18 protein-coding genes and 1 pseudogene are annotated in these 19,000 nt (G+C 74.0%); 6 read left to right on the top strand and 13 right to left on the bottom strand.

Annotation, left to right across the window (positions count from 1 at the left end):
• Nucleotides 1-2: 2 nt before the first annotated feature.
• Together ABL57_RS19655 and ABL57_RS19650 are read right to left on the bottom strand one after the other, a co-directional pair.
• Entirely contained in the window at nt 3-506 is a 504-nt protein-coding gene (locus ABL57_RS19655) for an FHA domain-containing protein (RefSeq protein ID WP_047805173.1), read from the bottom strand.
• The gene (locus ABL57_RS19650; protein WP_047805172.1) at nt 507-1,292 is read right to left on the bottom strand and encodes a DUF3662 and FHA domain-containing protein; all 786 of its coding nucleotides are present in this window, start codon (nt 1,290-1,292) and stop codon (nt 507-509) included. It lies immediately after the preceding gene.
• A gap of 159 nt (nt 1,293-1,451) precedes the next feature.
• Here ABL57_RS19650 and ABL57_RS20950 point away from each other — a divergent pair, with 159 nt between their 5' ends.
• Genes ABL57_RS20950 through rraA form a run of 3 tightly spaced genes read left to right on the top strand, consistent with a single transcriptional unit; the run spans nt 1,452 to nt 4,267 of the window.
• Complete coding sequence (locus tag ABL57_RS20950) at nt 1,452-2,189, top strand: PepSY domain-containing protein (protein ID WP_053005213.1); 738 nt, start codon at nt 1,452-1,454, stop codon at nt 2,187-2,189.
• Nucleotides 2,190-2,193: 4 nt separating this feature from the next.
• On the top strand, nt 2,194-3,747 hold the full coding sequence (locus ABL57_RS19640; protein WP_238986142.1) for an MDR family MFS transporter: 1,554 nt from the start codon (nt 2,194-2,196) through the stop codon (nt 3,745-3,747).
• A 40-nt stretch (nt 3,748-3,787) separates the two neighbouring features.
• On the top strand, nt 3,788-4,267 hold the full coding sequence (rraA, locus tag ABL57_RS19635) for a ribonuclease E activity regulator RraA (RefSeq protein WP_047805170.1): 480 nt from the start codon (nt 3,788-3,790) through the stop codon (nt 4,265-4,267).
• 5 nt (nt 4,268-4,272) lie between these two features.
• On the opposite strand, the gene ABL57_RS19630 is transcribed toward rraA, so the two are convergent.
• The 5 genes from ABL57_RS19630 to ABL57_RS19610 all read right to left on the bottom strand — a co-directional run bounded on the left by ABL57_RS19630 (nt 4,273) and on the right by ABL57_RS19610 (nt 9,468).
• The gene (locus ABL57_RS19630; RefSeq protein ID WP_338130222.1) at nt 4,273-4,773 is read right to left on the bottom strand and encodes a GNAT family N-acetyltransferase; all 501 of its coding nucleotides are present in this window, start codon (nt 4,771-4,773) and stop codon (nt 4,273-4,275) included.
• Nucleotides 4,774-4,792: 19 nt separating this feature from the next.
• Nucleotides 4,793-6,424 (bottom strand): amidohydrolase, encoded by a 1,632-nt coding sequence (locus ABL57_RS19625; protein WP_047805169.1) that lies wholly within the window; start codon nt 6,422-6,424, stop codon nt 4,793-4,795.
• A gap of 111 nt (nt 6,425-6,535) precedes the next feature.
• Nucleotides 6,536-8,578 (bottom strand): NADPH-dependent 2,4-dienoyl-CoA reductase, encoded by a 2,043-nt coding sequence (locus tag ABL57_RS19620; protein WP_047805168.1) that lies wholly within the window; start codon nt 8,576-8,578, stop codon nt 6,536-6,538.
• Nucleotides 8,579-8,657: 79 nt separating this feature from the next.
• Nucleotides 8,658-9,206, bottom strand: coding sequence for a hypothetical protein (locus ABL57_RS19615; protein ID WP_047805167.1), 549 nt, complete (start codon nt 9,204-9,206; stop codon nt 8,658-8,660).
• Nucleotides 9,207-9,252: 46 nt separating this feature from the next.
• Complete coding sequence (locus ABL57_RS19610; RefSeq protein WP_047805166.1) at nt 9,253-9,468, bottom strand: hypothetical protein; 216 nt, start codon at nt 9,466-9,468, stop codon at nt 9,253-9,255.
• Nucleotides 9,469-9,677: 209 nt separating this feature from the next.
• Between ABL57_RS19610 and ABL57_RS19605 the strand changes: the two genes are divergently transcribed.
• Together ABL57_RS19605 and ABL57_RS19600 are read left to right on the top strand one after the other, a co-directional pair.
• Complete coding sequence (locus ABL57_RS19605) at nt 9,678-10,223, top strand: Dps family protein (RefSeq protein WP_047805165.1); 546 nt, start codon at nt 9,678-9,680, stop codon at nt 10,221-10,223.
• A gap of 38 nt (nt 10,224-10,261) precedes the next feature.
• Nucleotides 10,262-11,098 (top strand): endonuclease/exonuclease/phosphatase family protein, encoded by an 837-nt coding sequence (locus ABL57_RS19600; protein WP_047805164.1) that lies wholly within the window; start codon nt 10,262-10,264, stop codon nt 11,096-11,098.
• A 12-nt stretch (nt 11,099-11,110) separates the two neighbouring features.
• On the opposite strand, the gene ABL57_RS19595 is transcribed toward ABL57_RS19600, so the two are convergent.
• The 6 genes and pseudogenes from ABL57_RS19595 to ABL57_RS23235 all read right to left on the bottom strand — a co-directional run.
• A complete protein-coding gene (locus ABL57_RS19595; protein WP_082157606.1) occupies nt 11,111-12,757 on the bottom strand; it encodes a DASS family sodium-coupled anion symporter in 1,647 nt (548 codons plus the stop codon).
• 37 nt (nt 12,758-12,794) lie between these two features.
• Entirely contained in the window at nt 12,795-13,952 is a 1,158-nt protein-coding gene (locus ABL57_RS19590; protein ID WP_075871570.1) for an ABC transporter ATP-binding protein, read from the bottom strand.
• On the bottom strand, nt 13,949-14,980 hold the full coding sequence (locus tag ABL57_RS22790; protein ID WP_047805162.1) for an ABC transporter ATP-binding protein: 1,032 nt from the start codon (nt 14,978-14,980) through the stop codon (nt 13,949-13,951). Before ABL57_RS22790 ends, ABL57_RS19590 begins: the two co-directional genes overlap by 4 nt.
• Complete coding sequence (locus ABL57_RS22785) at nt 14,980-15,939, bottom strand: ABC transporter permease (RefSeq protein WP_083664996.1); 960 nt, start codon at nt 15,937-15,939, stop codon at nt 14,980-14,982. Before ABL57_RS22785 ends, ABL57_RS22790 begins: the two co-directional genes overlap by 1 nt.
• Complete coding sequence (locus ABL57_RS19575) at nt 15,936-16,892, bottom strand: ABC transporter permease (protein ID WP_047805161.1); 957 nt, start codon at nt 16,890-16,892, stop codon at nt 15,936-15,938. The genes ABL57_RS22785 and ABL57_RS19575 overlap by 4 nt, the downstream gene beginning before the upstream one ends.
• Before the next feature lie 307 nt (nt 16,893-17,199).
• A pseudogene (locus ABL57_RS23235) lies at nt 17,200-18,183 on the bottom strand (ABC transporter substrate-binding protein); the annotation flags it as partial.
• Between the two features lie 477 nt (nt 18,184-18,660).
• Between ABL57_RS23235 and ABL57_RS22555 the strand changes: the two are divergent.
• The coding region (locus ABL57_RS22555; RefSeq protein ID WP_047805160.1) for a DUF1028 domain-containing protein at nt 18,661-19,000 on the top strand (340 nt) is incomplete at its 3' end.

Here is a 19,000-nt window from a genome sequence, read left to right as displayed (position 1 = left end):
CGTCAGGACCTCAGTTCCAGGACGGTCTTGCCCACCCGGAACGGGGTCCCGGCGTCGAGGGGCACGGCCCGGGAGAGGCGCTGCTGGCCCACGAAGGTGCCGTTGGTGGAACCGAGGTCCTCGAGGAACCAGCGGGAGCCCTGCGGGAAGAGCCGGGCATGTCGCCCGGAGGCGTAGTCGTCGCCGAGGGGGACGGTGGCCTCGGGGGAGCGGCCCAGCAGGACGGGGGCGTTGCCCAGGGCGTAGCTGCGGCCCTGCAGCGGGCCCTCCAGCACCGCGAGGGTCTGCGGGCGGGAGCGCTGCTGGCCCGTGCCGGGACCGGCGGCGGGCGGCGCGGTCGGCTCGGGAGCCGCCGGTGCGGCCGCGGCGCGGGACCGGCCCAGGACGGCCGGGAGCTTCCCGCCGACTGCCAGGTCACGACCCTGGCTGGCCACGATGCTGAAGATGAAGATCCAGAGGAGGGCCAGGAACCCGAAGCGGAGGAGGGTGACGGTCAGCTCGGACATTCAGCGGTTCCCCTTCGGGGTCAGGAGGCGGAACGTGATCCGGGTCCGTCCCATGGTGATCACGGAACCGTTGACCAGCTCGGAGCGGCCGATCACCCGCTCCCCGTCCACGTAGGAACCGTTGGTCGAGCCGAGGTCCACGGCCAGGAAGTGCTCGCCCTGCCGGCGGATCTCGAGGTGCTTGCGGGACACCCCGGTGTCCTCCACGGTGATGTCCGCCTCGGCGGACCGGCCCAGCACGATCGAGTCCGCGTTGATGGAGAACCGTTCGCCCTCGACGTCGAGCACCGGGATCCAGCGCCGCGCGGACGCGGCCTGCGCGGGCGCGACCTGCGTGGGCTCGTCCTCCGGGTCGCGGTGGCCGCGGGCGATCCGGTGCCCGCTGGGGGTGGCCGGCGTGTTCGGGGACTCGGCGGTGCGCTGCGCCGAGGAGTGCACGCGGAACTCGCCGGCCTCGACCTCGGGGTTGTGGGTGAAGGAGACCTTCACCGCTCCCTGCAGCGTGTAGGCCTGGCTGCGCGCGTGCTTGATCACGACGTCGCACAGCTCCTCGGCCAGCGGCGTGCCCCAGTCCTGGGCGCGGGGGAAGTCCTCGTCGGAGAACTCCACGACGAACACGTTGGGGGCCATGGTCCGCCCGGCGGAGATCGTGAAGGCCTCCTGGTCGAGCTCGCGGCGCAGTGCGCTGGCGATCTCGACCGCCTCCACCCGTTTGCGGGAGCCCGTGGTGAAGGCGGCGCGGACGGCCTTCTCGATGTTCTTCTCGAGGCTTTCGAGGAATCCCATGCCGCCTCCTTCCTGGCGTCGATCGCGGTGTGCAAGCCCCCGGTCTCGGGTCAGGCGCTCTCCAGGATAGTAGACGTGGTGCCTGGGAGCCGCGTCGACGGCGGCAGGCGCGGCGGCGGGCCCCTTGCCAGGACGCCGCGCCGGGGGAAGAATCCTGGTATGAAGCACACTGATCAAAAGGCCCTGTCCCTGACCGCGCTCGCGCTCTCGGCGCTGCTGCTCGCCGGGTGCGGTGACGGCGGCGGTGGTGGCGACGGAGGTGGGGCGGAGGCCACGGACGGAGCCGCGACCAGCGCTCCCGCCGAGCCCACCGGCACCGGGGACCCGGCGACCGGCGCCGGGAGCCCCTCGGCCACGCCGTCGGGCACGGCGACCGGCGACGAGAGCCCGTCCGCGACGCCCTCGGGCACGGCCACCGCCGACGGGAGCCCCGGCGCCTCACCGTCGGGCACCGCCACCTCGACCTCCTCGCCGGAGACCGGGGGCGAGGCCGCCGCCGTGGTGGGCGCGGTCGTCGCCGCCGAGGAGGCCGTGACGGGAGGCCAGGTGTTCGAGATCGACCGCAAGGACGGCGAGGAGGGCTGGGAGGTCAAGCTCGCCGTCGGCGACCGGGAGAAGGAGGTCGACGTCTCCCAGGACGGCTCCGAGGTCACCCCCCAGGAGGGCGACGACCAGCTGGACCAGGAGGACCGCGAGCGGGTCGCCCAGGTCCAGGTCCCGCTAGAGGACGCCGTCCGGACCGCGCTGGACGAGGTGGACGGCACGCTCGACGGCGCCCAGCTCGACACGGAGGACGGCACCACCGTCTGGGAGGTCGACGTCGACGACCCCGACGGGACGTCCGTGGACGTGTACGTCAACGTGGCCAACGGCTCCGTCGTCAAGGTCGATCGCTGACCCGGTGACAGGAGCCCCGGGGCGCTCCGGGCAGCGGCAGCTGCGGCTCACGTTCCTCGGCCTGCTGATGGCCGTGCTGCTGGCCGCCCTCGACCAGACCATCGTGGCCACCGCCCTGCCCGCGATCGTCGGGGACCTCGACGGGCTGGACCGCATCTCGTGGGTGGTCACGGCGTACGTGCTGGCGGCCACGGTGGGCCTGCCGGTCTACGGGAAGCTGGGCGACCTCTACGGGCGCAAGCGGATCTTCCTCGTGGCCGTGGTGGTCTTCCTCCTGGGCTCGGTCCTGGCCGGCGCAGCCCAGGACATGACGCAGCTCATCGTGTTCCGTGCCCTGCAGGGCCTCGGCGGCGGAGGTCTGCTGATCGGGGCGCAGGCGATCATCGCGGACCTCGTCCCTGCGCGCGAGCGCGGGAAGTACATGGGCGTGATCGGGGCGGCCTTCGGCCTCGCCTCGGTGAGCGGGCCGCTGCTGGGCGGGTTCCTCACCGACCTCGTGAGCTGGCGCTGGGTGTTCTGCATCAACCTGCCGCTGGGCCTGGTCACGCTCGTGTTCATCCCGCGCTTCCTGCACCTGCCGCACGTCCCGCGCGGTCGCGTGCGGCTGGACGTGCTCGGGACCGCGCTGCTGGCCGCGGGCAGCGTCGCGTTCGTGCTGCTGACCACCTGGGCCGGCACCGTCCACCCCTGGGCGAGCCCGCCGATCCTCGGGCTGGCCGGGGCGGTCGCCGTGCTGACGGGGATGTTCGTACTGGTCGAGCGCCGTGCCGCGGAACCCATCATCCCGCTGCACCTGTTCCGGGTGCGCAACTTCGTGGTGCCCACGGCGGCGGCCGTCGGGATGGGCGTGATCATGTTCGCCACGATCACCTACCTGCCCACGTACCTGCAGATGGTGGAGGGCGCCTCGGCCACGGCGGCCGGTCTGATGATGATCCCCGTGACGGCCGGGATGCTCGCCGGCACCATCGGCACGGGGCGGCGCATCGCGCGCACCGGCCGCTACCGGCTGTGGCCGGTACTGGGCTCGGCGGTGATGGCCGCGGGCCTCGTGCTGCTCTCCACGATCGACGAAAGCACCCCCTACGCGCTGACGGCCACCGGCATGGCCGTGATCGGTCTGGGGATCGGCTGTCTCCTGCAGAACCTCGTGCTGATCGTGCAGAACGCCGTGCCGCCGGCGGACGTGGGGGCCGCGACGTCCGCCTCGAACTACTTCCGGCAGACCGGCGCCTCCTTCGGGATCGCGGTGTTCGGCTCGGTGTTCGTCGCCCGGCTCGACGGCGCCCTCGGGGACGTCTCGTCCCCGGCCGGGGCCGACGTCAACGCGCTGAGCCCGCAGGTGCTCGCCTCCCTGTCCGCCCCGGCGCAGGAGGCGGTGGCCCAGGCCTTCGCCCAGGCCCTGCCTCCGCTCTACCTGTGGGGGCTGCCGGTGGCCGCGGCGTGCCTGGTGCTGTCCCTGCTGATCGAGGAGCTCCCGCTGGGCACGGCCACCGGCTCCACCGCCGCGGGGGCGGAGGAGCGCGCGGCGGCCCGCCCGCCGGGCGCCGCTGACTAGGCTGGCACCGAGACCGCCACCGCATGCCGAGGAGCAGCAGATGACCGATCCGCGCCCGTTCACCACCGCCGACCTCTACGACGAGCGCGGGGAGCAGCTGATGTCCTGCCCGCGCCAGTTCCTCGACCTGGGCGGGGTGCGCGCCTTCACCGGCACGGTCCGCACGGTGCGCTGCTTCCAGGACAACGGCCTCGTCAAGGCGGTGCTCAACTCCCCGGGGGACGGGGCGGTCCTGGTGGTGGACGGGCACGGCTCGATGGGCACCGCCCTCATGGGGGACATGATCGCGGAGTCCGCCGTGCGCAACGGCTGGGCCGGTGTCATCGTCAACGGTCCGGTCCGGGACCGGGTCGCCCTCGCCGGGCTGCCCCTGGGGGTCAAGGCGCTGGGCTCCAACCCGCGCAAGTCCGCCAAGGACGGCGTCGGGGAGCAGGACGTGCCGGTCGTCATCGAGGGCGTGACCTTCCGCCCCGGCCGCACCGTGTGGGCGGACGAGGACGGGATCCTGGTCGAGAGCTGAGCGGCCTACCGGCGCATGGGCACGTGCGGGATGCCGTCCTCGAGGAACGTCTCCCCGGCGCGCGCGAAGCCGAACCGCCCGTACCAGCCCTCCAGGTGTGCCTGGGCGTCGAGGACGACCGGGGCCGGACCGCAGCGGGCCAGCGCCGCGCGCAGCAGGGCGGCCGAGAGACCCTGCCCGCGCGCGTCCGCGGCGGTGGCCACGCGGCCGATCCGCAGCAGCGCGGACCCGTCCGGGGTGTCCTCCACGAGCAGCCGCAGCGTCGAGAGCACCCGCCCGTCCCGCTCGATCCAGCCGTGCCGGCAGCCGGGCTCGAGGTCCCGGCCGTCGAGCTCGGGATAGGGGCAGGCCTGCTCCACGACGAACACGTCGGTGCGCAGCCGCAGGAGGCCGTACAGCTGGGCGGAGGACAGCTCGGCCGCGGTCGCCCAGCGCACGGGCGGGGGCACGGGACCCGGGCGCCCGCCCACGGAGTCGGTCACGGAGTCGGTCACGGAGTCGTCCACGGGGCAGCAGGCTACCGGCTCAACCGGCCCGGTGGGTGAGTCGGCCGCCGCGCCACGTGGCGCGCACGCCGATGTGCTCCACCGACTCCCCGCGCCGGTGCACCTCCACCGGGTCCTGCTCGAGCACCACCAGGTCCGCCTGCTTGCCGACGGCGAGGGACCCGATCCGGTCGGCCATGCCCAGGGCGGCCGCGGCCTCGGAGGTGTAGGCGGCCAGTGCCTCCATGACGTCCAGCCGCTCGGCGGCGGGGCCGAAGCGGCGCCCGTCCCCGTCGAGGCGGTCGGTCCAGGCCTGGACGGAGCGCAGCACGTCGCCGTCGGCGACCGGGCGGTCGGAGCTGCCCGCGATCCGCACGCCCGCGTCGAGGAAGCTGCGGCCCCGGTAGGTCCAGTCCGTGCGCTGCGGGCCCAGCAGCCGGCGGAACTGCACGGCCATGGGGCGCAGGAAGCCGATCTGCGGGGTGACGCAGATCCCGGCGGCGGCGAGCCGCGCGAGCTGGTCGGGGCGGGTGATGCTGGCGTGCTCGATCCGGTTGGGGAAGCGGCGGCGCCCGTGCGCGTCCTGGCACCCGGTGATCACGTCGATCGCGAAGTCGATGGCCCGGTCCCCGATCGCGTGGGCGGCCACCGACCAGCCCGCCCGGTAGGCCTCCCGGACCGCCGCCGCCATCTGCTCGGGGTTCTCCTGGAAGTACCCCGTGGAGTGCCCGCTGCCGCAGAACGCCTCGGTCACCGCGGCGGTCTCCCCGAGCAGCGAGCCGTCGACGAAGACCTTCACCGGCCCCAGCACGAGCTCGTCGTCGCCGAACCCGGTGCGCAGCCCGAGGTCCAGTCCGCGGGCGGAGCCGTCCCCCAGCCCGCCGATCTCGTGCAGCACGTCCAGCACGGGCATCACCTGCGCGCGGGCGTGCAGGGCGCCCTCCTCGCGGGCCCGCTGGTAGGCCAGCAGCTCGGCCGGGTTGTGCCCGATCCAGCCGCCGCCGATCCCGGCCTCCGCGAACGTGGTGATGCCCTCGGCGGCGTAGCGGGCGGTGGCGCGATCGAGGGCGGCCACGATCTTGCCCAGCGGGTACGGGCGGAACAGCTCCTGGACCATCGCCTGGGCCGTCTCCTCGACCAGGCCGGTGGCCCGCCCGGCGTCGTCGCGCACCACTCGCCCGCCCACCGGGTCCGGGGTGCCGGGGGTGAGCACCCCGGCACGGCGCAGCGCCTCCGAGTTCACCACCGCGGCGTGGCCGGACGTGTGCCGCACGAACAGCGGCGTGCTGCCGGTGATGCGGTCCAGGACGTCGATGTCGGGCAGGGCCCCGCCCACGGTGGCCGGGTAGAAGCCGGTGGCCATGAGCCACTCCTCGTCCCGCGGCTTGGCGGCCATGCCCCGCTCCAGGGCATCGTAGAGCCGGTCCAGGGAGGTGCATCCGGACAGGTCCACCTCGGCGAGTCCCAGCCCGAACCACGTGGTGTGGCAGTGCGCGTCCACGAACCCGGGCAGCACCGTGGCCCCGCCCAGGTCCACGGTCTCGGCCGCCGGGACCCCGGGGTCGTCGAGGACCACGATCCGCCCTCCGTGCACCCCCAAGCTCGACGCCCGCGGCCGGGCGGGGTCCATCGTGCGGACCGTGGCGTTGACGAGCAGGAGATCGAGCTGCATGGAGGTCCTTTCCGCGGGGCTGGTCCCATCGTGGCACCCCGGGCCCGGTCCCGCACGGCACCCGTGCCGCGCCGGTGCCGCCCCCCGCCGGGGTCCCGGGACGGGGACCGGTCAGCCGATGGCGGCGACGAGCTCCGTGGCCTGGCGGATCGCCCGCTTGGCGTCCAGCTCGGCCGCCACGTCCGCCCCGCCGATGAGGTGCACCGGTACGGCGCCGGCGTCGTGGCCGGCGGCGAGCAGCGCGTCGTGCAGCTGCCGCAGCGGCTCCTGTCCGGTGCACAGCACCACGGTGTCCACGGCGAGCACCTGCTCCACGGCCGCGGCGCCGTCGGGTCCGGGGACGGCGAGGTGCAGCCCGTCGTCGTCGATCCGCCGGTAGCTCACGCCGCTGAGGGTGCGCACGCCCCCGGCCTTGAGCGAGGCCCGGTGGATCCACCCCGTGGTGCGGCCCAGGCCGGCCCCGGGCTTGCCGGGGGAGCGCTGCAGCAGCGTCACCTCGCGGGCAGGGCGCGGCGGTGCGGGCGGGACCAGGCCGCCGCGGGCGGCGAGCGTGGTGTCCACCCCCCACGCCCGGTAGAAGTCGGTCCCGGTGCCGGGGGAGTGCAGCAGGTACTCGGCGACGTCGAAGCCGATCCCCCCGGCGCCCAGGACGGCGACCCGCCGCCCGACCGGTGCGCCGTGCTGCAGGACGTCCCGGTAGCCCACGACCGAGGGGTGGTCCACGCCCTCGATCGCGGGCACCCGCGGCACCACACCGGTGGCGAGCACCACCCGGTCGAAGCCGTCCAGGTGCGCGGGCGTGGCGGGCGTCCCCAGCCGCACGTCCACCCCGAGCTCCGCCAGCCGCACGCCGTAGTAGCGCAGGGTCTCGCCGTACTCCTCCTTGCCGGGGATGCGCAGGGCCATGCAGAACTGCCCGCCGATGTGCTCCTCGGCCTCGAACAGCGTCACGGCGTGGCCGGCCTCCGCGGCGCCGACCGCGAAGGCGAGCCCGGCGGGGCCGGCCCCGACCACGCCGATCCGCTCGGCCCGGCGGGTGGGCCCCAGGCGCAGCAGCGTCTCGTGGCCCGCCCGCGGATTGACCAGGCAGGAGGCGGTGCGCCCGGCGAAGGTGTGGTCCAGGCAGGCCTGGTTGCAGGCGATGCAGGTGTTGATGGCGTCGGCGCGGCCCCGCGCGGCCTTGGCCACGAAGTCCGGGTCCGCGAGCAGCGGCCGGGCGAGGGAGACCATGTCGGCGTCGCCCTCCGCGAGGACCCGCTCCGCCGTCTCCGGGGTGTTGATGCGGTTCACCGCGACCAGCGGGATCCCGACCTCGCCCTTCAGCCGGCGCGTCACCCAGGAGAAGCCGCCCCGGGGGACCACCGTGGCGATGGTGGGGATCCGGGCCTCGTGCCAGCCGATGCCGGTGTTGAGCAGCGTGGCCCCGGCGGCCTCGACCGCCCGCGCCAGCTCCACGACCTCCTCGACCGTGGAGCCGCCCGGGACCAGGTCCAGCATCGACAGCCGGTAGATCAGCAGGAACTCCGGGCCCGTGCGCTCGCGGACGCGGCCGACGATCTCGACGGGCAGGCGCATCCGGTTCGCCCAGCACCCGCCCCACTCGTCGGTGCGGTGGTTGGTCTCGGCGGCGACGAACTCGTTGATGAGGTAGCCCTCGGAGCCCATGATCTCCACGCCGTCGTAGCCGGCCTCCCGGGCCCGGGCCGCGGTGCGGGCGAAGTCCTCGATGGTCCGCTCGATCTCCTCGCCGGTGAGCTCGTGCGGGACCACCGGGCTGATGGGGGCGCGCAGCGGGCTGGGGGCCACCGCGGCCGGGGCCTTGGCGTAGCGGCCGGAGTGCAGGATCTGCAGCGCGATCCGCCCGCCCTCGGCGTGCACGGCCTCGGTCACCAGGCGGTGCCGAGCCACCTCCTCGGGGGTGCGCAGGAGGGCGCCGCCGGCGCGGGTGGCGCCCTCGGGATTGGGCCCGACGCCGCCCGTGACGATGAGCCCGACGCCGCCGCGCACCCGTTCCGCGTAGAACGCCGCGAGCCGCTCGAACCCGCCGGGCTGCTCCTCGAGTCCGGTGTGCATCGAGCCCATGAGCACCCGGTTCGGCAGGGTCGTGCCGCCCAGCTGCAGGGGCGACAGCAGGTGCGGATAGGGCAGATTCATCCGATACTCCTCGTCTCAGGTACCTGGGTCACCGTAGGCGAGAAGTGATGCACGCCACAAGTTCGGCGCGGAGGGGGCCTCAGAGCTCGCGCAGCCGCTCCTTCCAGAACGCCCGCCGGTGCTCGACGTCCTCGGGGGAGGCCAGTCCGGTGTGGCTCACGCCCACCGTGCACCGGTCGTCGTCCTTGGCCCTGAGGTGCACCGTGACCCGGGAGCCGTCGACCAGGCGCACCCGCCAGTACCGCCACGTCCCGGTGGCGCTGGTGCCGGGTGGGCCCTCGGAGGCCACGCCGGCGACCTCGGCGGCTCCGCCCATGAGGTCCTCCCAGCGGGCCAGCACCTCGTCCGCCGTGCCCGGCACGGTCCGGCCGGCGCTGACGGCCCAGCTCCCGTCCCCGGCCTGGCCGGGGCGCCGGGCGCCGATGTGCTGCTCGTAGGCCACCGTGATCTGCTGGGCCCACCACCCCGGATTGGCGACGACGCCGTCGAGCTGCTCCGCCAGGTGCCCGGCGATCTGGGCGTGGCTCATCCGGCGGGCGCCGTGGGCCTCGAGCCGGGCCGTCCAGGTCTCCCACGGGATGCCCGTGGCCTCGGTGATGCCGCGCGTGCTGGTGCCCCGGGTGCTCATGGGCCCAGGGTAGCGGTGGCCGGACGCGGAGCGCGGCCGGTGCGGCTCAGTCCCCGGCCGTGGGGCCGGGACCGTCCGCGCCGGCGCCGAAGTCCGGGTCGGCGGGGTCCTCGGCGTCGCCCGCGCTCGGGACGCGCTGGCCGGCGTTGGTCTGGCCCAGCGGGTCCTGGGCGGTTTCGAGGTCGCGCGCCGGGGTGTCGGGCACGCCGACGTCGTCGGCCAGGTGCGGGTCGTCGGGGAGCTGGTTGCCGGGGATCGTCATGGTCCCATCCCACCAGCGGCTCCGGGGTCCTGGCAAGGGTTCCGGGGAGGGGAGGCCGGGGGCGGATATCGCGCTCAGCGAATGGACAGGGTGCTGACAGTCCTCGGGGGGCGTGGGAGAGTGGGTCGGGAGGGCCCGCTCCGGCGGGCCGCCCACTGTTGTCGATCGAGGCCGCCGTCCGGCGGCGGCCGGAACCAGGAGACGATCCCATGGCCACCACGAACCAGAGCGCCGCCCCCTACACCGTGCCCGGCCTGTCCACGGAGAACGGTCACGAGGTCGCCCAGACCCTGCAGCAGCGCCTGCACGCGCTCAACGACCTCCAGCTGACCCTCAAGCACGCCCACTGGAACGTGGTCGGGCCCAACTTCATCTCCGTCCACGAGATGCTGGACCCGCAGATCGAGCTCGTGCGCGGCTTCGTCGACGAGCTGGCCGAGCGGATGGCCACCATGGGCGTGGGCCCCAGCGGCCTGCCCGGGGACCTCGTGCGGGCCCGCACCTGGGACGACTACTCGGTCCACCGCGCCACCGCCGTGGAGCACCTCGCGGCCCTGGACCTCGTCTACAACGGGATCATCGAGGACCACCGGGACGCCATCCAGAAGGTGGGGGAGCTCGATCCCGTCACCGAGGACATGCTCATCGGCCAGGTCAAGGAGCTCGAGCTCTTCCAGTGGTTCATGCGCGCCCACCTCGAGAACAGCGGCGGCGCCCGCACGGAGCAGGACGCGGCCGAGTCCGCCGCGCAGTAGTCCACGCCGTCGTCCGCGCAGCGGAACCTGCCGCCACCGTGGCAGCCACCGGTCGCCCCGGCCCCGCCGACCCCCGCGGTCCGCGGGGCCGGGGCGTGCTCACGGTCATGACCTTCAACGTCCGCCGCCCCCTGCCGCGGTACCGCCGCGGCGCCCCGGACGCGTGGTTCACCCGGGCGCCGGCGGTGCAGGCCCTGCTGCGCGCCCACCGGCCGCACCTGGCCGCCCTCCAGGAGGTCCACCCGGAGCAGCTGCACCCGCTCCGCGACGCGCTGGGACCGGGGCACGTCCTCCTCGGCACGGGCCGGGACGCCGGTGGACGCGGCGAGCGCTGCGTGCTGGCCGTGGACACCACCCGCTTCACGGTGGACCGGTGGCGGCAGCGGTGGCTGTCCCGCACCCCGGAGGTCCCGGGCTCCCGGGGGGCCGGGGACGCCTTTCCGCGCACCGCGGTCCTCGCGGACCTCACGGACCGGCGCACCGGGGTGGCCTGGCGGGCGGTCGCCACCCATCTGGACCCGTGGCCGGAGCGCGCCCGGCTGCGGCAGCTGGCCGCCCTGCAGGGGCTGCTCCTCGGCTGGGAGGGGCCGCTGCTGCTCCTCGGGGACTGGAACGCGGCCGCCGGGCGGTCCCGGACGTGGGACGCCGCCGTGGCCGGCGGGCTGCGCGACACCCTCCCCCCGGACGCCCCCGGCACCTTCCACCGCTACCGTCCGCCGGGGGCGAGGACGCCGCGCCTGGACTGGATCCTGCACGGCGGCCCCGTCCGCGTGCTGGGCTCCCGGGTCCTGGCCGAGCGACCGGGCGGGGTGTGGGCCTCGGACCACTTCCCGGTGCTGGCCGAGCTGGAGCACGACGGCGGGACCGGCGGCTGAGCCGGGTCCCCGTCAGTACACGATGCCGAACACCCAGGTGGCCAGGGTCATCGTGACGAGCGTGACCAGGGCGATGCCGATGAGGTTCAGCCACAGCCCGCCGCGGAGCATCTGCCCGATGGTCACGTAGCCGGAGCCGAAGGCGATCGCGTTGGGCGGCGTGGCCACCGGCAGCATGAACGCGCACGTGGCCGCGAGGGCCACGGGGACGGCCAGCAGCATCGGGTCCAGTCCGAGCCCCAGGGCCACTCCGCCGGAGACCGGCAGGAACGTGGCGGCCGTGGCCGTGTTGCTGGTGAGCTCCGTCAGGAACAGGATGCCGGCCGCGAGGATCGCGACGACGAGGACCACCGGGACCGCCCCCAGGGCGGCGGCGCCCTCCCCGATCCAGTCGGTCAGCCCGGAGGAGGAGAACTGGGAGGACAGGGCCAGGCCTCCGCCGAAGAGCAGGAGCACGCCCCAGGGCAGCTTGACGGCGGTCTCCCAGTCCAGCAGCCGGACCCCGCGCCGGGCGCCGGCGGGCAGCAGGAACAGCAGGAGTCCCACGGCCATGGCGATGCCGGCGTCGCTGATCGGCGGGTCGTCGAAGAGGACGGGCACGAACACCCAGCTGAGCGCGGCCAGCACGAACACGGCGAGCACGAGCTTCTCCCCGGTGGACATGGGACCGAGCTTGCGCAGCTCGCCGTCGATCAGCTTCCGGCCCCCGGGGATCTCGTCGATCTCGGGCCTGAACAGCACCTTGGTGAGCAGGAACCAGGCGATGCCGAGCATGACGACGGACAGCGGGACGCCCACGAGCATCCACTGGCCGAAGCCCACGGTGATGCCGTGGGCCTCCTGCAGGTAACCGACCATCAGCGTGTTGGGCGGGGTGCCGATGATCGTGCTCAGCGAGCCGATCGAGGCGGCGTAGGCGATGCCCAGCATCAGCGAGGTCCCGAAGTCCGAGGTGATGACGGCCTCCTTCACCTCGGTGCTCTGCGGGTCCGCGTCTCCCAGCTCAGCGTCCTGCAGGGCGCCCTCCGTCGCGCCCTCGGAGCCCGGCCCGGAGTCCTTCAGCAGATTCGGCAGCAGCAGCAGCACGGACACGCCAATGGGCAGCATCATGACCGCGGTGGCCGTGTTGGACACCCACATGCTGAGGAAGGCCGTGGCGACCATGAACCCGGCCACCATCCGGGCCGGCCGGGTCCCCATCACCCGGACCGTGCGCAGGGCGATCCGGCGGTGCAGGTTCCAGCGCTGCATCGCCAGCGCGAGCAGGAACCCGCCCATGAACAGGAAGATGATGTTGCTGCCGTAGGAGGCCCCGACGTCGTCGACCGCCACGTCCTCCCCGAGCACGGGGAAGACGATCAGCGGCAGCAGGGCGGTGGCCGGGATCGGGATCGCCTCGGTCATCCACCACACGCCCATCAGGACGGCCGTGGCGGCGGTGAGCTTGGCGGGGTGGGCCAGGTCCGCGGGCAGCACGGCGTAGACCAGCAGGGACAGGGCCAGACCGGCCACCAGGCCCGCCCACCGGATCCGGTGCGTCTTCCGGTGCTCGGCGGGGGCCAGCTCCCCGGGGGACAGGAGGTCGGCGTCACCGCCGTCGCGCGGCGTGGTGTCGTCGTCCCGCACGTGTGCTCCGGGGACGGAGGGTCGGTCGCTCATCTCGGCTCCAAGGTGGTCGGGTCGGTCGTGCTCCGGATCAGGGATCGGGGGCGCCGGCGTCCCACGGCGCGGTGCGCGTCGCGCCCGCCGGGGTCGTCGCGGAGTGCGCCCCGGTGGGCGGGACCTCCGGGGACGGGGTGCCCGTGCCCGACGACGCCCGCACCTCCGGCAGCCGAATGCAGGCGGCGACGTGCTCCCGGACGGCGGGTCCGCGGCCGCCGTGCTCCGGCTGCGGCCCGGCGCTCGGGTGCGGCGGGGGCGGCACCGGGACGGGCACGGTGCCGGCGCACTCGTCGGCCGCCCACGGGCAGCGGGTGCGGAAGACGCAGCCGGAGGGCGGGTGGAGGGGGGAGGGGACCTCTCCCTCCAGCGGCGCGGTCCTCCGCCGCCGCTCCGCCACCGGGTCCGCGGCGGGGGCCGAGGCGAGCAGGGCCTTCGTGTAGGGGTGGGCGGGGGCGTCGAAGACGTCCTGCACGTCCCCGTCCTCCATCAGCCGTCCCAGGTACATCACCAGCACGTGGTCGCTCATGTGCTCCACCACGGCGAGGTCGTGGGCGATGAACAGGTAGGTGAGCCCGAGCTCGCCCTGCAGCCGGTTGAGCAGGTTCATGATCTGGGCCTGCACCGAGACGTCCAGCGAGGCGGTGGCCTCGTCGAGGATGATCAGGTCCGGTTCCCCTGCCAGCGCCCGGGCGATGGACACGCGCTGGCGCTGCCCGCCGGAGAGCTCGTGGGGGTACCGGTCCAGGAACCGGCCGGACAGCCCCACGAGCTCGAACAGCTCCGCCACCCGGCGGCGGCGGCCGGCCCGGTCCCCGCCGAGGCCGTGCACCTCCAGCGGCTCCTCGACGGCGCGGGAGACGTGCTGGCGCGGGTCCAGGGACGCGAACGGGTCCTGGAACACCATGGCGATCCGCCGGCGCAGGGCCTTGAGCTCCTTGCCCCGCACCGAGGTGATGTCCCGGCCGTCGAGCAGCACGGTCCCGGCGCTGGGCTCCACGAGGTGCATCAGCGCGTTGGCCACCGTGGACTTCCCGGAGCCGGACTCGCCCACGAGGGACACGGTGCGGCCCCGGTGGATGTCGAAGTCGATCCCGGCCACCGCGTGCACCACGCCCTTGCCCCGGTCGGTGGTGACGGGGAAGCGGACCTGCAGGTCCCGCACGCTCAGCAGCGGGCGCTCGTCGTCGGTCATCGGGCTCCTCCTGTCCGGCCGGTGCGCTCCGCGCCGTAGAAGCTGCGCACCGTGTGCTCCGGGCCCACCGTGGTCTCCGGCGGGCGCTCCGTCTCGCAGCGGGGGTTCCCGCGGACCGGGCAGCGGTCCCAGAACAGGCAGCCCTGGGGCAGGTGCTTGGGGTCCGGCGGGCTGCCGGGGATCACGGCGAGCTCGCCCTTGCGGCCGGCGGTCTGCGGCCGGGAGGCCATCAGCCCCCGGGTGTAGGGGTGGCGGGGGTCGGTGAAGAGCTCCTCGAGCGGCGCGGACTCCACGACCTGCCCGCCGTAGAGCACGGCCACCCGGTCCGCGATCCCGGCGACCACCCCGAGGTCGTGGCTGATCCAGATCACGCTCATCCCGCGGGACGCCTGCAGCTGCTTGACCTGCTCGAGGATCTGGGCCTGGGTGGTGACGTCGAGGGCGGTGGTCGGCTCGTCCGCCACGAGCAGCTCGGGGTCGCAGGCCAGGGCCAGCGCGATCATCACGCGCTGCTTCATCCCGCCGGAGAGCTGGTGCGGGTAGGAGGCGAGGCGGGACTGCGGGTCGGGGATGCCCACGGCCTCGAGCAGCTCGAGGGCGCGGCGGCGGGCCTCGCGGCGGGTCAGGCCCAGGTGGAAGCGCGGGGCCTCGGTGAGCTGCTGCTCGACGGTCAGCACGGGGTTCAGGGACGTGGACGGGTCCTGGAAGACGAAGCCGATCCGCTTGCCGTGGACGCCGCGCAGCCGCCGGGGGTCCATGGCCACGATGTCCTGGCCGTCCAGCAGGGACTGCCCGCTCACCCGAGCGGGCGGGGAGTCGATCAGCCCGGTGGCCGCGAGCACCGTCATGGACTTCCCGGAGCCGGACTCGCCCACGATGCCCAGGGTGCCCCCGCGGGGGACGGAGAAGGACACGCCGTTGACGATCTCGGCCGGGCCGATGCGCACGGCGAGGTCGCGCACGTCCAGCAGCACGTCCCCTCCGGTGGGGGACGGCGGGGCGGGCCGGCGGTGCTCGGTCGTGGGCATCAGGCGCTCCTGCGGATCTCGTCGGCGGTGCGCTGGCGCGGGTCCAGGACGTCGCGCATGCCGTCGCCCACGAGGTTGAACGCCAGCACGGTGAGGAAGATCGCCAGGCCCGGGAACACGCTCATCCACCAGGCGTCGTAGATGAAGGCCTGCGCGTCGTAGAGCATCCGGCCCCAGGAGGGCTCCGGGGGCTGGATGCCCAGGCCCAGGAAGGACAGGGCGGCCTCGGAGAGGATCGCGAAGGCCAGCGAGAGGGAGGTCTGGACGGTGATCGGGCCCATGATGTTCGGCAGCACGTGCCGGCGCAGGATCAGCCCGTTGGACGCCCCCACGGACACCGAGGCCTTGACGTAGAGCTCCTCGCGGACGGCCAGCGTGGAGGCGCGGGTGATCCGGGCGAAGATGGGCGTGTAGACCACCCCGATCGCGATCATCGCCGTGGTCAGCCCGGGCCCGAGCACGGCCACGATCGCCATGGCCAGCAGCAGGATGGGGAACGCGAAGAGCACGTCGGCGCTGCGCATGATCACCGTGTCCAGCCAGCCGCCGAAGAAGCCGGCCACCAGCCCCACGGCCACCCCCACCACCAGGGCGATGCCCACCGCCACGAGCCCCACGGTGAGCGAGACGCGGGCGGAGAGCACCACCCGGGAGAACACGTCCCGGCCCAGTTCGTCGGTGCCGAACAGGTGCGCGCCCGAGGGCGGGCGCAGGGCGTTGACCACGTCGATGTCGTTGGCGCCGTAGGGCGCGATCCAGCGCCCGAACAGCGCCAGCAGCACCACCAGCAGCAGGATCACCAGTCCCGCCGCCGTGACCTTGTTGGAGACCAGCATCCGCACGGTGCCCGTGCGGGCGGTCTCCTCGGGGAGCTCCGCCGGACCGGGCACGGGTCCGGTGCGGGCGGGGCCGGCGCTCGGGGCGCGGCGCTCGGGCGGGGGCGTCCGGGAGGTGGTCATGACACACGGATCCTCGGGTCGACGACGGCGTACAGGATGTCCACGAGCAAGTTGATGAGCAGGAACATCAGGGCGATCAGCAGCACCGTGCCCTGGACCACCGGGTAGTCGCGGGCCGCGACGGCGTCGAACACCAGCCGCCCCAGCCCCGGCCACGCGAAGACCACCTCGATCACGATGAGCCCGCCCAGCATCGTCGCCGCCTGCACGCCCGCCACGGTCAGGATCGGCACGAGGGCGTTGCGCAGCACGTGCCGGCCGACGACCGCCCGGCGCGGCAGCCCCTTGGAGCGGGCGGTGCGGACGTAGTTGGAGCCGACGACGTCGAGCACCGCCGAGCGCACGTAGCGGGTCATGATCGACCCGGAGACCACCCCCACGGCCAGGCCCGGCAGGATCACCCGCTGGACCCACCCCCACGGGTCCTCGGTGAAGGGCACGTAGCCGGAAGGCGGCAGCAGCCCGAGCATCGTGGAGAACACGATGATCAGCAGCAGCCCCAGCCAGAAGTCGGGGACCGAGACGCCGAACTGGCTCACGGCGCGGATCCCGCCGTCCGCCGCGGAACCCCGGCGCAGGGCGGCCCAGGTGCCGAGCGGGAAGGCGATGAGCAGCGCGATCGCGATCCCGGCCAGGGCCAGGGACACGGTGGCCGGGAGGCGGTCCAGGAGGATGAGCGTCACCGGCTCGCCGCTGCGGAAGCTCACCCCGAGGTTCCCCGTCAGGGCGTTGCCGACGTAGGCGAAGAACTGCACCAGCAGGGGCCGGTCCAACCCGGAGGCCTCGCGCAGCGCGTCGTAGGACTCCTGCGTGAACCGGGTGCCCAGGGCCACCCGCACCGGGTCGCCGGGGACGAGCTGCAGGAGCGCGAAGACCACGACCAGCACCCCGAAGAGCACCACCGCGGTGTGCAGCAGGCGCTTGGCGAGAAATCTCAGGAGCGGGCTGTTCATTCCGTGTCCTCCTCGAGCCGGACGTCCTTGAACCGGATCGCCCGGTCCGGGCGGGCCTCGTAGCCCTGCAGCTCGGGGGCCCAGGCCTGGACCACGTCGGGGTTGTAGAGGTAGACGTAGCTGGCGTCGTCACGATCTGCTCCGCCGCCCGGTCGTAGAACTCCTTGCGGGCGTCCGGGTCGGTCTCGGTGCGCCCGGCCTCCAGCAGCCGGTCGACCTCGGGGTTGCTGTAGCCCTGGGCGTTGTTGGAGCCCTCCGAGTGGTGCTGGTTGTAGTAGTAGTCGTTCACGTCCACGTTGCCGAGCCAGCCCAGCAGCAGCATGTCGAAGTTGCCCTGCGCCTGCTCGTCGAGCCACGTGGCGAAGTCCAGGGTCCGGATGTTCGTGGACACCCCGATGTCGGAGAGGTTCGCGGCGATCACCTGGGCGGCCGTGACCGTCTCCGGGTACTCGTTGGTGACCATGAGGTCGATGGTCTCCCCGGTGAGCCCGGAGCTCTCGGCGAGCTCCCGGGCCCGCTCCGGGTCCTGCTCGAAGGGCGCGTACTCGTGGTACCAGACCGAGGTCTCCGGGACGGCGGTCTGGTTGACCGTGGCGTTGCCGTACCAGGTGACCTGGGCGATGGCCTCCCGGTCGATGGCCCGGGCCACGGCCAGGCGCGCCTCGGGGGAGTCGAAGGGCGGGCGGGCCTGGTTCATGGTGACGTACCAGTAGTCCGTCGAGGGGACCCCGGCGACCTCGACGTCGGGGTTCTGCCGCAGGGAGTTCACCCGCTGCGGCGGGATGGAGTCGGTCCAGTGCACCTCCCCGGCGGTGAGGTCGGCGAGCGCGGTGCTGCCCTCCGAGATGAACCGGTAGACGACCCCCGGCACGTGGGGCCCCTCGCCCCAGTAGTCGTCGTTGGCCCGCAGGGTCACGGCCGTGCCGGCGGTGTTGCCCACCACCTCGAACGGGCCGGTGCCCACCGGGTCGAGCTGGACGTCCCCGCTCTCCACGTTCTGCTGCTCGACGATGGCCATGCCCTTGTACCCGCCGATCGCGGCGAGCAGGGCGGGCGTCGGCTGGGACACGTCGATGCGCACGGTGTGCTCGTCCACCGCCACGACGTCCTCGACGGCGGACAGCCGGTAGGCGTTGGCCAGCTGCTCGTCGATGATCCGGTCGTAGGAGTAGACGACGTCCTCGGCGGTGAACGGGGAGCCGTCGTGGAAGACGACGTCCTCGCGCAGACGGAACGTCCAGGACAGCTGGTCCTCGCTGACCTCCCAGGACTCGGCGAGGGCCGGCTGCATCTCGAGGTTCTCGTCCGGCTCCACCAGGGTGTCGTAGACGTTCTCCAGGATCTGGAAGGAGAAGTAGGCGCTGGTGTTGTGAGGGTCCAGCTGGTCCGGCTCCCCGGCGATGGCGACCCGGAGGTAGTCGTCGGTGTCCAGCTCCCCGGCCCCCGCGAGGTCAACGCCCTCGCCCACCGAACAGGCGCTCAGGGCCAGTCCCGCGGCGGCGGCCAGCCCGACGATCCGTGCTCCGCGTGCCATGGGCCGCCTCCCGGTGGTAGGAATGAGCCGTCCGCCCCGTGGGCTCCGGCAGGCCGGATCCGGCCGCCCTGCCGGTGCACACCTGGTCGTCGGTGTCCTCCCACCCTATGCAGGCGGGACGCCCCCCGACCACACCCGCCGTCCCGGGCGCGCCGGGAGCACCCGGTCCGCCGCGGCCGGCGGGACAACGACCCGGTACGACGAAACGGCCGTCCCGACGGCCAGGAGGTGCTCGTGACCTACACCGTGATCGCCAGGAGCGCGGACTCCCGCCTCCTCGGCGCCGCCACGGCGAGCTGCTCGCTCGCCGTGGGCAACGCCGTGCCCGCCCTGGTGCCCACCGCCGGGGTGGTCGCCTCCCAGGCGTGGACCAACCGGCGGCTGCGCTACGAGATGCTGCGCACCCTGCACCACGGCGGCACGGCCGAGGAGGCGATCGCGGGCCTTGCCGACGCCGACCGCGACCTGGCGCTCCGCCAGGTCGCGGCGCTGCCCGTGGCGGGCCCCGGCGCGCACCTGACCGGCAGCCTGTGCACCCCCTGGGCCGGCGATCGTGGCCACCGCCTTGCCCACG

Source organism: Kocuria sp. SM24M-10 (genome assembly GCF_001027955.1).
Taxonomy (GTDB): Bacteria; Actinomycetota; Actinomycetes; order Actinomycetales; family Micrococcaceae; genus Kocuria; species Kocuria oceani.
Note: the sequence above shows the minus strand (reverse complement) of the source record. Positions and strands in the feature narration are given on the sequence as shown.